Source organism: Massilia litorea, assembly GCF_015101885.1.
Lineage (GTDB): Bacteria > Pseudomonadota > Gammaproteobacteria > Burkholderiales > Burkholderiaceae_D > Telluria > Telluria litorea.
In genome coordinates this window covers 1,335,874-1,347,428 of the sequence record NZ_CP062941.1, presented here as the reverse complement: position 1 = coordinate 1,347,428, position 11,555 = coordinate 1,335,874, and the positions used below count along the sequence as shown (strand labels likewise).

The window sequence follows — 11,555 nt, the reverse complement described above, 5'->3', positions numbered from 1 at the left end:
CTTCTGGATTAATTCTGTTTTTACGGGGCACTAGCAATAGATAGTTTTTGGTGCGAGAATTCGACCAAATAATATTTACGCCCAGGAGAGACGGCATGCTGGACAAGATATCGAAAAAAATTCTCGCCGAGTTGCAGAACGACGGCCGCATCAGCAATGTCGAGCTCGCCACCCGGGTGAACCTGTCGCCGGCAGCCTGCCTCGAGCGCGTGCGCAAACTGCACGAGTCCGGCTACATCATGGGATACACGGCCCAGTTGAATCCGCAACTGCTGGATGTGTCACTGCTGGTTTTTATTGAAGTTGTGCTCGACCGCACCACGCCGGAAGTGTTCGATGCGTTTAAACAGAGCGTGCAGCTGATCCCGGAAGTGCTGGAATGCCATATGGTGGCCGGCGGCTTCGACTATCTCGTGAAAGCGCGCGTCAAGGACATGGCGGCCTACCGCGAATTCCTGGGAAAAACCTTGTTGCAGAAGGGCGTGCGCGAGACGCACACCTATGCGGTGATGGAAGAAGTGAAAAATACGACGAAGCTGCCGATCCGCTGACTTCGTCGCTTCAGTCAAGCTTGCCGCCCTCGATCAGGCGGCGACGCGCTCGCCCTTCGGCGCCGTCGCCTGCGCCGCCGTCGATTCCAGGTTATTCCGCAACCAGCGGTGCGCCGGGCTGCGGCCGTCGCGTTCGTGCCAGAGCATGTCCAGGTGCACGGCCGGCAGGGCGAACGGCAGTTCGCGCCAGACCAGCGATTCCGTCATGCCGGTCGAGACCATCAGGTGCTTCGGCAGCACGGTAATCAAATCCGAATTCGCCACCACCCGTCCCGCGGTAAAAAACTGGTTCACGGTCAGTAAAATGCGGCGCTCGCGGCCGATTTGCGCCAGCGCTTCGTCGACCAGGCCGTGCGCGCGGCCGGAGAAACTCACGAGTAAATGGTTCGCCTTGCAATAGGTGTCGAGGTCGAGCTTGTTGCCGGCGAGCGGGTGGTTCTTGCGCATCACGCACACATATTGGCCGGAATACAGGCGCTCGTGGTGAATCGGCGACCCGGTCTCATACGACAGCTGCGCCGCCACGCCCGGGAAAAAGCCGACGGCGAGGTCGATATCGCCGCGCAGCAGCATCGGACGCGGTTCGCGCGTCGTCAGCGGCACCATGCGGATGTTCACCCCCGGCGCCTCGCTTTCGATCGAACGCATGAGCGACGGCAACCAATAGGCGGCGGTGGCGTCGGCCATTGCCATCCTGAAGGTCGCTTGCGCTTTCGAGACGTCGAAGGTTTCCGGCATCACCGCCGCTTCCAGCGAGGCCAGGGCCGCGCGCACGGATGGCCACAGCGCTTCCGCGCGCGGCGTCGGTTTCACGCCATAGGCGGTGCGGATCAGGAGTTCGTCGCCCAGGCTCTCGCGCAGGCGTTTGATCGCGTTCGATACCGCCGGCTGCGTCATGGCGAGATGGCCGGCAGCGCGCGTTAAATTTTGTTCGGTCATGACTGCGTCGAACACGCGCAGCAGGTTCAGATCCAGGGTCAGGAAGCTCATGGCGGTCTCGTTGGCGTCTATCGGGTTGCTATTGGTCTGCGTCAAAGTGTACCCGATTTCATTCACAATCAATATAAGGCACATCAGTAAACGGAATTAGATTTATATGTTGCAATGCAGTATAGTTCTTAAAAACAACATCTTGTAGTTAAAAATAAAGCCAGTCCATGCCGTTTGTCGACGCTCTTACTCACTTGTCTCTGCCGATGCTGCCGGTTGCCGAACTCGTGCGCGCCGCATTGGTGCTGTCTTTGCTGGCCAGCCTGCTGATGTTTTTCCGTCCCCTGCTTTCCGGCCTGCTGCGTGCCCTGGTGCTGACCGTTCGCCCGCGCACCCCACGCCGTCAGCCTTCCGCCGGCGTCGGCGCTTGAAATAAACACCCTGCCCAATAAAAAAACGCGGCCTCCGGTTACCCGGCGCCGCGTTTTTATTTCATCGACGCTGCTTTAGCGCGCGTCGCCCAGCAATGCCGGTTTCAGCGAACGGTCGACCGGTTTGTCTCCCAGCCAGATGCGCAGCACGGCATTATAGAAATTCACATCCGACACCGTGTCGCCGATACGTTTGCCGTTCAGCTCGCAGACCGTACCCGTGCCCGGGATCCAGTCCATGTGCAGGACATCGCCCTTTTTGATGTCGTCGACCGCAGCGAACATTTCGCCGAATTTTAAGATCTGGTTGACGATCTTCGCCTTCTCCGCCTTGTCCAGGTTTTCGTTGATGCCGTCCATGAAGGCTTTGCCGAGGTCTTCCGAAGCGATGTCGCGCGCCATCACCAGGGTCACGCGGCGCGGACCGTCCATTTTCAAGATGTCGGCCACAGCCGTTTTCTTTTCCGGCAGATACAGCCCGGCCGCATAGACCTTGATGACGAGCTTGGTGCGCATGCCGGCGCCGTTCAGTTTCAGCTCCTTGCCGCCGACTTTAGCGAGATCCTCGAACTTGATGCCGTTGACGTCGATGGCGGCCTGGGCGCTGCAGGCAAGTGTCAGGGCGGCGCAGGCAAGGATAGTGGTCTTGATAAGGGTCATGCAGTCTCCTGTTGGTCATACTTGTTATTCGTTTGCTGCGGCTGGCGCCGGCAGGCGGCGCGGCGTGCTTGCTGCGCCCAGCGCAGGTAGTTCAGCCGGCGCCGTCAACTTAAAAATGCTGACGGCGCGGGCCAGCTGCGCCGCCTGCTCCTGCATCGAGGCCGCGGCGGCGGCCGCTTCCTCGACCAGGGCCGCGTTTTCCTGGGTGCCCTGGTCCATGTCGACCACGTTCCGGCTGACCTGGGCGATGCCCGCGCTCTGCTCGACGCTGGCGGCCGTGATCTCGGCCATGATGTCGGTGACGCGGCGCACGCTGTCGACGACCTCGCGCATGGTCGCGCCGGCCTGCTCGACCAGCAGGCTGCCCTCCTTGACCTTGTCGCTGGAATCGCCGATCAGCAGCTTGATTTCCCTGGCGGCGGCCGCCGAGCGCTGGGCCAGGCTGCGTACTTCCGAAGCGACGACTGCGAAGCCGCGTCCCTGCTCGCCCGCGCGCGCCGCCTCGACCGCCGCATTCAGGGCCAGGATATTTGTCTGGAAGGCAATCGAATCGATGACGCCGATGATGTCGACGATGCGCTGCGAGGACTTCGTGATCGAGCCCATGGTGTCGACCACCTGCTCGACCACCGCGCCGCCGCGCGCGGCCACGGTCGAGGCCTGGGCCGCGAGGGCGTTCGCCTGGCGCGCGTTGTCGGCATTCTGCTGGACGGTGTCGGTCAGTTCGCGCATCGCGTCGGCCGTGTGGCCGAGCGAAGCAGCCTGCTGTTCGGTGCGCACCGAGAGGTCGATGTTGCCGCTGGCGATCTGGCTCGAGCTGGCCGCCATCGCTTCGGTGCTGACGCGCACGTCGGCGACGATGCGCTGCAGGCTGTCGTTCATGTGGCGCAGGGCGCCCATCATCTGCCCGGTTTCGTCGCGCGTCTCGACCCGGATCTCGCTGGTCAGGTCGCCATCGGCGACGCGGCGCGCAACCTTGACCACGTGGCGCAACGGTCGCACGATACTGCGCGTGGACAGCCAGGCCACGCCCAGCGAGATGGCGGCGGCGGCCACGGCCAGGATCAGTACCAGCAGCTGGGTGCGGCGGGTGACGGCGGCAGCGGCGTCGGCGGCGGCCGTCATCGCGGCGTTCTGGTAAGCAATAAAACGGTCGAGCTGTTCGAAATACTGGGTTTGCTGGGGCCGCAGGACGTACATGAATTTCGCCATCGCTTCGTCCTTGCGGTCGTCCAGTACCAGTTTCGCAAATGCTTGCTCGCCCGGCAGGAATTTGGCCTGGATCGCGCTCAGGGTGGCCAGGATGCGCGCGCCTTCTGCTTCGCTGGTGGTGCCGGCCAGGGCGGCGACGGCGGCGCTGGCATTCGCGCTTTTCCCGGCGGCGCTCTCGAGTTCCTTGCGGATCTGTGCCGGATCGCTCATCACCAAGACGCTGAGCATACCGCGCGTGGCTTCGTTGACGTCGGCTTTGATGGCGTTGGCGCTGACGGTATTCGCATAGCGCAGGTGGATCAGTGCGCTCATTTCATGATCCAGGCTGGCCAGGCGCGTGTACGACAGGCCCGCCAATAACACCAGCAAGGAAATGACGACCCCGAAGCCGATCGCCAGGCGCTGGCCGATGCGCAAGTTATTGATGTTCACCGAACTCCCCGTCTCGTCGAAAAAGTCTGATCGTGCTAAAACAGCAATGTCAATATAGCACCTAAATCTTGATGTAAATCAAGACAAAATGACTATTTCAATGCTGCAACGGCACAATACAACGGGAAAGTTTTAGGAAGGACGGGCTCCGTCCTGTTCCTGGTCGCGTTCGATCGCTTCCAGTACGGTACTAGTGTCGGCCGACTCGGCCAGTTCGTCGGCTTCTTCGTCGATCTTGTCGGGGAGCGTGGGCGAATCGCGCCGGATCTCTTCGAGCATGGCAATGATCTTGCTGATCTTTTCTTCGGACAGCAGGCTGATCTGTAAATCGAGGTGGGCGTTACGCTCGGCCAGCTTCGACATGCGGTTCTGGCGAATCAGCACCGTCGTGGAAATGATGAAGGCGTTCAGGGTGATAAAACCCTGCAGGAAGGAAAACGGCGGCGGATCGAAGGGTTGCAGGTGGAGCTCGAATGCGCCCAGGTTCCAGGCGATCCAGACGACGATCACGCCCACGCTGGTGGCGACATAACCGGGACTGCCGAGAAACACGCTCATTTTCTCGACGAAGGCCTGGGCCCGCGTTACCTTTTCTTCGTGGCGAGCGTAATACTCGGCGATGGTGTCGAGGTTTTCGTTAACCGACTGTGGCAGCCGCGATGTGAGGTCGTCGTCGTGTTCGCCCATGGAACGAGCATAGCATGCTGTCCACAGCGGGCGACGCGCGTACGCGGCGGCTGCCGGCGTCCGGCATCAGCCGGTGTTCTTGGCGGCCGTCAGGCGTTCGTACTTGGCCATGAGTTCTTCGCGCGTTTCGCGCCAGGCCGGGTTGAACGGGATGCAGGCGACCGGACAGAGTGCCTGGCACTGCGGTTCGTCGAAGTGGCCGACGCATTCCGTGCACTTGTGCGGGTCGATCTCGTAGATCTCTTCGCCCATCGAAATGGCGTCGTTCGGGCACTCGGGCTCGCACACGTCGCAATTGATGCATTCGTCGGTAATCAGTAAGGCCATGATGCTGCTTCTAAAGAGGAATGCCTGGTCAGGCTTTCGGCGCGGTCATGGATGCGATCTTCTTTTGCAGCCAGCGATCTACCGAAGGGAAGACGAATTTGGACACGTCGCCGCCGAGCATCGCGATTTCGCGCACGATGGTGCCGGAAATGAACTGGTACTGGTCGGACGGGGTCAGGAACAGGGTCTCGACGTCGGGCAGCAGGTAGCGGTTCATGCCGGCCATCTGGAACTCGTACTCGAAGTCGGACACGGCGCGCAGGCCGCGCACGATCACGCGCGCATCATGCTGGCGCACGAAATCTTTAAGTAAGCCGGAAAAACTCTCGACCTTCACGTTCGGGTAATGGCCCAGCACCTCGTTCGCGATCTCCAGGCGCTCCTCGAGCGAGAAGAACGGCTTCTTGTTCTTGCTGTCGGCGACACCGACGACGAGCGTGTCGAAGAGGCCCGATGCACGGCGGACCAGATCCTCATGGCCGCGGGTGAGCGGATCGAAGGTACCTGGATAAACGGCTACTACCATTGTCGCTCCCATGAAGAAAGACCTGTGTTGGAACGCGCATTATGCCTGAAAATCCGGCAGCTGCCCCAGTATGGCGCCTTCCTTGCCCGGAAAATGAGCAAACTTCAGGTAATTAAGCCTTGTTTTCGTGCAAGTTGTCGTTCAGCTTGAGCAGATGATAAAAAACCATGCCGGCCTTGTCGGCGCGCACCTGTTCCCACGGGGCCAGCCAGTCCGGCGTTTCTCCTCCCTGCGGCAGGGCGTATTCGGCTTCCACGTAGACCATGCCGTCCTCCTTGAGCAGGTCGATGCACAGCGGCAGCGCTTTCGCAATGAAATCCTGCTGATACGGCGGATCGAGGAAGATGACATCGTAGCGCTGGCCGCGTGCGGCCAGGTCGCGCGCGACCGTAAAGGCGTCAGCGCGCAGGATGCTGACGTTCTCCGCTTTCAGCATTTCCTTGTTCGCTTCGAGCTGGCGCGCGGCGGGCGCGTGAAAATCGAGCATCGTCACCGAACGGGCGCCGCGGCTGGCCGCCTCGAAGCCGAGGGCGCCGCTGCCGGCGAACAGGTCGAGGCAATCGACTTGTGCCCAATCGCCGCCGACCTGGTGGTGGATCCAGTTAAAAACGGTCTCGCGCACCCGGTCCGGGGTCGGGCGCAGGCCGAGCGCGTCGAGCACCGGCAGCAGGCGCCGTTTCCATGTTCCGCCGATGATGCGCACCTGCTGGGGCGCGAGGCGCGGACGGCCGTGCTGGCCCTGGGATTTAGCTTGGGGTTTATTGGCTGGCTTTCTTTGCATGGCGCGCACTATACCAGAGGCGATCGGCCCTTATTTTGCTTCCTTGGCCAGGGCATTGAAATCCTCGATCCAGCCCTGCATGCGCTTCTGGGCGTGGGCTTTCTGGGCTGGCGTGGCGATGTGGATCGCCGTCAGAATGAAATTCGAGGTCGCATTGATATAGCTGTCATAAAAACCCTTGCGTTCGGGTGTATCCATGCGCGTGAAAAATTCGCGCAGCATCGAGGTAATCATGGTGCCGGTCTGTTCCTTGTTCGGCTTTTCCTGCTGAATCTTGCGCGCCAGGGCCAGGATCTTGCGCTGCCGATAAATACGCTCCTCCAGCCAGATATTGCTGTCGAGCGGACGCGCATCCGAAGCACGGCGCAGCGCTTTTTCCTGCTCGTTGCTGAAGGCGCCGAACCAGAGCTTGAATTGGTCCATCGACTTGTCGAAACGCGCTTCATTGCGTTTCTCGACGCTGCCGCTGACGAACTTGCGGCGGTATTCGTCATTTTTCTTGTTAAAACGCTTTTCCATTTGCTCAATCTGGTCCGGCGTCAGCGAACGCGCCAGGTCGACCATATCCGGCACCGCCTTCATGGCCAGGGTTTCGGTCCGGGTACGGAGCTCGCGGTAGTCGGCCAGTAAATCGGCCTGGGTCGGATTGGCGGCCAGCTGGCGCTGGAACGTGGCGAGCAGGGCGGCGTAGTCGTGCAACTGGGTTTTGCGGTGCCATTGAAACAGTTCACCGATGTCGCGTTTGACCCAATCGGACTGGTCGCCTTCAAAGTCGACATAAGCATCCAACCACCAGTACAGTAAGGTGTCGCCATGGTTATAGCTGAACCGGATCGTGCTGCAGGCGCCCAATAAAGCCAGCAGAACGATCAGGAACAGCGCACGCGTGCGCGAGAACAAGGGGTCATGCGTGATAAACTTTTTCATCTTATTAACTCTTATTGAATACGGCTTATGAACGTTGTCATCCTTGCCGCCGGCATGGGAAAGCGCATGCAGTCCGCGCTGCCTAAAGTGTTGCATCCGCTGGCTGGGAAGCCGCTCCTGCAGCATGTCATCGATACCGCCCGCATGCTGCGGCCGAGTAAATTATGCGTGATTTACGGACACGGGGGCGCAGCGGTGCCGGAGATGGTGGCCGGGCTCGCCAGCGACGGTGAGGCGCCGATCGACACCGCCCTGCAGCAGCCGCAGCTGGGCACCGGCCACGCCGTGATGCAGGCCGTGCCGCAACTCGACGAAAACGTGCCGACCCTGGTGCTGTACGGCGACGTCCCGCTGACAACAAGTGACTCGTTGCGCCGCCTGGTCGAGGCCGCCGGTATCGATAAACTCGGCATCCTCACCGTCGAGCAGGCCAATCCTTTCGGCCTGGGCCGCATCGTGCGTGAAAACGGCCGCATCGTGCGCATCGTCGAAGAGAAGGACGCCAGCGAAACCGAACGCGCGATCAAAGAAATCAACAGCGGCATCCTGGTGGTGCCGACCCGTCATTTGAAGCGCTGGTTGACTGGGCTGTCGAATAACAACGCACAGGGCGAGTATTACCTCACCGATATCGTGGCGCAGGCCGTTGCCGATGGCGTGGAAGTCGTATCGGCTTCGCCGGCGGGCGAATGGGAAGTGGCCGGCGTGAACAGCAAGGTGCAACTGGCCGAACTCGAGCGTCGTCATCAGCTCAATATTGCCAACGCTCTGCTGGAAAAGGGCGTCACCCTGATGGATCCGGCCCGCATCGACGTGCGCGGCGAACTCATTTGCGGACGCGATGTCGTCATCGACGTCGGCTGCGTGTTCGAGGGTCGCGTGGAACTGGCCGATGGCGTCAAGGTCGGCCCGCATTGCGTGCTGGTCAATGCCAAGGTCGCGGCCGGCGCCCAGATCAAGCCCTTCTGCCATATCGAGGACGCCGTCGTCGGCGCCCAGTCGCAGATCGGCCCGTACGCGCGCCTGCGCCCGGGTACCGAACTGGGCCAGGATGTTCACATCGGCAATTTCGTGGAAGTCAAAAACAGCCAGGTGGCGGCGCACAGCAAGGCGAATCACCTGGCCTATATTGGCGACGCGACGGTCGGCTCGAAGGTCAACATCGGCGCCGGCACCATTACGTGCAATTACGATGGCGCCAATAAATTCCGCACGGTGATCGAGGACGACGCCTTCATCGGCAGCGACAGCCAGCTGGTCGCCCCGGTCACGGTCGGCAAGGGCGCAACGCTCGGCGCCGGCACCACGCTGACGAAAGATGCCCCGGCCGGCAAGCTGACGATCTCGCGGCCCAAGCAGATCACCATCGACGGCTGGAGCCGTCCGGTGAAAAAGCCAAAGTAATCCACCGGAAATCGACAGGAAAATCACAGGGTATCCACCGGCTTATGCAGTGGATACCCACGCTGATTGCACAGCCTTCTGCACAGGATTATCCACAGCCCTGGAGCGCCTGACAAAATCGCCATGGCCGCGTTGCAGCGCCTTGCCCTGACGTTTTTGTTAGGCGCTCTTGGCGCTTACACGGCGATGCGGGTGTCGAACTTGCTTCTGAACGTGGAAAAATACGCTTTGACGTTGCGCACGTTGGTGTGGGTGGCAAATAAACGGTGCGCCAGCGCGTGGTAAGCAGGCATGTCGGCGACCTGGATGATCAGGACGAAATCCGGTCCCGGTGCGACGCGGTAGCACTGCATTACTGCATCCTCGGTGGCGGCGAGCTTCTCGAACTGCGCCATCCGGTCCGCCGCCTGGACGTCGAGCGTGATCTCGACAATGGCGGTAAGGCGGGCGCCCACCTTATCGGGGTCGACAAGCGCGACTTGCCGTGAGATAACACCATTCTGGGTCAACTGCTTGACGCGGCGCAGGCAAGTAGGCGGCGAGACGTGAACTTGCCCAGCCAGCTCCGCATTGGTCTGAGATGCATCAGTTTGCAACACGTTCAAGATGCGACGATCAAGTTCATCCAGGACAGATTCATTCGGCATGAAATTCTCTCTAAATTTTCCGTATCAGATGAAATAATATTTCATCTTCCGTGATGCGTGAAATTTTATAACAAAAAATGGTGCGCTCTGAAAGCATATTTCAGATGACTTGCCATACGATATCCCTTATTGCTAATTTTTTTATAACGAGGTAAGTCCATGTGCGGTATCGTCGGCGCAGTTGCTCAACGTAACATCACCCCTATCCTGATCGAGGGTCTGAAACGCCTCGAATACCGCGGCTACGATTCCTGCGGCGTCGCCCTGCACGTCGAAGGCCGTCTGGCCCGTTCGCGCAGCACCTCGCGCGTGGCCGACCTGGAAACGCAGATCGCCGGTACCGGCCTGCAAGGTTTTACGGGCATCGCCCACACCCGCTGGGCCACCCACGGCGCCCCGGCCTCGCACAATGCGCACCCGCACTTCTCTCCGAACGAAGAAAACGCCCGCATCGCGCTGGTGCACAATGGCATCATCGAAAACCACGATGAGCTGCGCCGCGAACTGACCGAACTCGGCTACGTGTTCCAGAGCCAGACCGACACCGAAGTGATCGCCCACCTGGTCGACCACATGTACAACGGCGACCTGTTCGAGACGGTGCAGCAGGCCGTCAAGCGCCTGCACGGCGCGTATGCGATCGCCGTGTTCTCGCGCGAAGAACCGCACCGCGTCGTCGCCGCCCGCCAGGGTTCCCCATTGATCCTGGGCGTCGGCGAAGGAGAAAACTTCGTTGCCTCCGACGCGATGGCGCTGGCCGGCACGACTAACCAGATCATTTATCTGGAAGAGGGAGACGTCGTCGACCTGCAACTGTCGCGCTACTGGATCGTCGACGTCGACGGTAAACCAGTCGAGCGCGAAGTGAAAACCGTGCACGCGCACACTGGCGCGGCCGAGCTGGGCCCGTACCGCCACTACATGCAGAAGGAAATTTTCGAGCAGCCACGCGTGATCGGCGACACCCTCGAGGGCGTCACCGGCATCATGCCGGAACTGTTCGGCGATAAGGCCTATAAAATTTTCAAGGACATCGACCGCGTGCTGATCCTGGCCTGCGGCACCAGTTACTATGCCGGCCTGACGGCGAAATACTGGATCGAGTGCATCGCCAAGCTGCCGGTGAATGTCGAAATCGCCAGCGAATACCGTTATCGCGACAGCGTCCCGCATCCGAAAACCCTGGTCGTCACCATCTCCCAGTCGGGTGAAACGGCCGACACCCTGGCCGCCCTGAAACATGCCCGCAGCCTCGGCATGCCGTACACGCTGACGATCTGTAACGTCTCGACCAGCGCCATGGTGCGCGAATGCGAACTGGCCTACATCACCCGCGCGGGCGTCGAAGTCGGTGTCGCCTCGACCAAGGCGTTCACCACCCAGCTGGCTGCCCTGTTCCTGCTGACCCTGACGCTGGCGCAGGTCAACGGCCGCCTGACGGACGAAGAAGAGGCGTCGCAGCTGAAGTTGATGCGTCACCTGCCGGTGGCCATCTCCGCCGTGCTCGCGCTGGAGCCGCAGATCATCGCCTGGGCCGAAGAATTCGCGAGAAAAGAAAACGCCCTGTTCCTGGGCCGCGGCATGCACTACCCGATCGCCCTGGAGGGTGCGTTAAAACTGAAGGAAATCTCGTACATCCATGCCGAGGCCTATCCCGCGGGTGAACTGAAACACGGTCCGCTGGCGCTGGTGACCGAAGAAATGCCGGTCGTGACCATCGCCCCGAACGACGCGCTGCTGGAAAAACTGAAATCGAACATGCAGGAAGTGCGCGCCCGTGGCGGCCAGCTGTACGTGTTCGCCGACGTCGACTCGCGTATCACCTCGGGCGAGGGACTGCACGTGATCCGCCTGCCGGAACACTACGGCGATTTGTCCCCGATCCTGCACGTGGTCGCCCTGCAACTGCTGGCCTATCACACGGCGCTGGCACGCGGTACCGATGTGGATAAACCACGTAACCTGGCGAAGTCGGTGACGGTCGAGTAATCGACAACCACGCAAGCGGCGGCACTGTCAACATGCGTGCCGACCGCTGAG

General features: G+C 60.8%; 13 protein-coding genes. 4 read left to right on the top strand and 9 right to left on the bottom strand.

Annotated features, from left to right (window positions below; all coding sequences use genetic code 11):
* The first annotated feature begins 95 nt into the window (after nucleotides 1-95).
* Entirely contained in the window at nucleotides 96-551 is a 456-nt protein-coding gene (locus LPB04_RS05965) for an Lrp/AsnC ligand binding domain-containing protein (RefSeq protein WP_056340766.1), read from the top strand.
* A gap of 33 nt (nucleotides 552-584) precedes the next feature.
* Here LPB04_RS05965 and LPB04_RS05960 read toward each other — a convergent pair whose 3' ends face one another.
* On the bottom strand, nucleotides 585-1,541 hold the full coding sequence (locus tag LPB04_RS05960; RefSeq protein ID WP_193687816.1) for a LysR family transcriptional regulator: 957 nt from the start codon (nucleotides 1,539-1,541) through the stop codon (nucleotides 585-587).
* A 167-nt stretch (nucleotides 1,542-1,708) separates the two neighbouring features.
* Here LPB04_RS05960 and LPB04_RS05955 point away from each other — a divergent pair, with 167 nt between their 5' ends.
* The gene (locus LPB04_RS05955; RefSeq protein ID WP_193687815.1) at nucleotides 1,709-1,912 is read left to right on the top strand and encodes a hypothetical protein; all 204 of its coding nucleotides are present in this window, start codon (nucleotides 1,709-1,711) and stop codon (nucleotides 1,910-1,912) included.
* Nucleotides 1,913-1,987: 75 nt separating this feature from the next.
* Here the strand turns inward: LPB04_RS05955 and LPB04_RS05950 are convergent, their stop codons facing one another.
* The 7 genes from LPB04_RS05950 to LPB04_RS05920 form a co-directional block, all read right to left on the bottom strand.
* Complete coding sequence (locus LPB04_RS05950) at nucleotides 1,988-2,572, bottom strand: chalcone isomerase family protein (RefSeq protein ID WP_193687814.1); 585 nt, start codon at nucleotides 2,570-2,572, stop codon at nucleotides 1,988-1,990.
* Nucleotides 2,573-2,596: 24 nt separating this feature from the next.
* On the bottom strand, nucleotides 2,597-4,216 hold the full coding sequence (locus LPB04_RS24345) for a methyl-accepting chemotaxis protein (RefSeq protein WP_193687813.1): 1,620 nt from the start codon (nucleotides 4,214-4,216) through the stop codon (nucleotides 2,597-2,599).
* A 132-nt stretch (nucleotides 4,217-4,348) separates the two neighbouring features.
* Nucleotides 4,349-4,903: a DUF1003 domain-containing protein gene (locus tag LPB04_RS05940; RefSeq protein ID WP_193687812.1), complete on the bottom strand. Its 555-nt coding sequence runs from the start codon at nucleotides 4,901-4,903 to the stop codon at nucleotides 4,349-4,351.
* Nucleotides 4,904-4,969: 66 nt separating this feature from the next.
* Nucleotides 4,970-5,230 carry a YfhL family 4Fe-4S dicluster ferredoxin gene (locus LPB04_RS05935; protein ID WP_193687811.1) on the bottom strand — a complete coding sequence of 87 codons (261 nt, stop codon included), beginning with the start codon at nucleotides 5,228-5,230 and terminating at the stop codon, nucleotides 4,970-4,972.
* A 28-nt stretch (nucleotides 5,231-5,258) separates the two neighbouring features.
* Nucleotides 5,259-5,756 (bottom strand): pantetheine-phosphate adenylyltransferase, encoded by a 498-nt coding sequence (coaD, locus tag LPB04_RS05930; protein ID WP_193687810.1) that lies wholly within the window; start codon nucleotides 5,754-5,756, stop codon nucleotides 5,259-5,261.
* Between the two features lie 112 nt (nucleotides 5,757-5,868).
* Nucleotides 5,869-6,537, bottom strand: a complete 669-nt coding sequence (rsmD, locus tag LPB04_RS05925) for a 16S rRNA (guanine(966)-N(2))-methyltransferase RsmD (RefSeq protein ID WP_193687809.1) — start codon at nucleotides 6,535-6,537, stop codon at nucleotides 5,869-5,871.
* Between the two features lie 30 nt (nucleotides 6,538-6,567).
* Nucleotides 6,568-7,590, bottom strand: a complete 1,023-nt coding sequence (locus LPB04_RS05920) for a DUF6279 family lipoprotein (RefSeq protein ID WP_227496634.1) — start codon at nucleotides 7,588-7,590, stop codon at nucleotides 6,568-6,570.
* Here LPB04_RS05920 and glmU point away from each other — a divergent pair.
* Nucleotides 7,492-8,868, top strand: a complete 1,377-nt coding sequence (gene glmU, locus LPB04_RS05915; protein WP_193687807.1) for a bifunctional UDP-N-acetylglucosamine diphosphorylase/glucosamine-1-phosphate N-acetyltransferase GlmU — start codon at nucleotides 7,492-7,494, stop codon at nucleotides 8,866-8,868. The genes LPB04_RS05920 and glmU overlap by 99 nt on opposite strands.
* Before the next feature lie 176 nt (nucleotides 8,869-9,044).
* On the opposite strand, the gene LPB04_RS05910 is transcribed toward glmU, so the two are convergent.
* Nucleotides 9,045-9,515, bottom strand: a complete 471-nt coding sequence (locus LPB04_RS05910) for an Lrp/AsnC family transcriptional regulator (protein WP_193687806.1) — start codon at nucleotides 9,513-9,515, stop codon at nucleotides 9,045-9,047.
* Between the two features lie 159 nt (nucleotides 9,516-9,674).
* Here LPB04_RS05910 and glmS point away from each other — a divergent pair, with 159 nt between their 5' ends.
* Complete coding sequence (gene glmS, locus LPB04_RS05905) at nucleotides 9,675-11,504, top strand: glutamine--fructose-6-phosphate transaminase (isomerizing) (RefSeq protein WP_193687805.1); 1,830 nt, start codon at nucleotides 9,675-9,677, stop codon at nucleotides 11,502-11,504.
* Nucleotides 11,505-11,555: the final 51 nt, after the last annotated feature.

What these genes read in the sequence shown, in the direction of transcription:
- LPB04_RS05965 (WP_056340766.1), top strand. Translation starts at nt 96, where the DNA reads ATGCTGGACAAGATATCGAAAAAAATTCTCGCCGAGTTGCAGAACGAC.
- LPB04_RS05960 (WP_193687816.1), bottom strand. Translation starts at nt 1,541, where the DNA reads ATGAGCTTCCTGACCCTGGATCTGAACCTGCTGCGCGTGTTCGACGCA.
- LPB04_RS05955 (WP_193687815.1), top strand. Translation starts at nt 1,709, where the DNA reads ATGCCGTTTGTCGACGCTCTTACTCACTTGTCTCTGCCGATGCTGCCG.
- LPB04_RS05950 (WP_193687814.1), bottom strand. Translation starts at nt 2,572, where the DNA reads ATGACCCTTATCAAGACCACTATCCTTGCCTGCGCCGCCCTGACACTT.
- LPB04_RS05940 (WP_193687812.1), bottom strand. Translation starts at nt 4,903, where the DNA reads ATGGGCGAACACGACGACGACCTCACATCGCGGCTGCCACAGTCGGTT.
- LPB04_RS05935 (WP_193687811.1), bottom strand. Translation starts at nt 5,230, where the DNA reads ATGGCCTTACTGATTACCGACGAATGCATCAATTGCGACGTGTGCGAG.
- coaD (WP_193687810.1), bottom strand. Translation starts at nt 5,756, where the DNA reads ATGGTAGTAGCCGTTTATCCAGGTACCTTCGATCCGCTCACCCGCGGC.
- rsmD (WP_193687809.1), bottom strand. Translation starts at nt 6,537, where the DNA reads ATGCAAAGAAAGCCAGCCAATAAACCCCAAGCTAAATCCCAGGGCCAG.
- glmU (WP_193687807.1), top strand. Translation starts at nt 7,492, where the DNA reads ATGAACGTTGTCATCCTTGCCGCCGGCATGGGAAAGCGCATGCAGTCC.
- LPB04_RS05920 (WP_227496634.1), bottom strand. Translation starts at nt 7,590, where the DNA reads ATGCTGCAGGAGCGGCTTCCCAGCCAGCGGATGCAACACTTTAGGCAG.
- LPB04_RS05910 (WP_193687806.1), bottom strand. Translation starts at nt 9,515, where the DNA reads ATGCCGAATGAATCTGTCCTGGATGAACTTGATCGTCGCATCTTGAAC.
- glmS (WP_193687805.1), top strand. Translation starts at nt 9,675, where the DNA reads ATGTGCGGTATCGTCGGCGCAGTTGCTCAACGTAACATCACCCCTATC.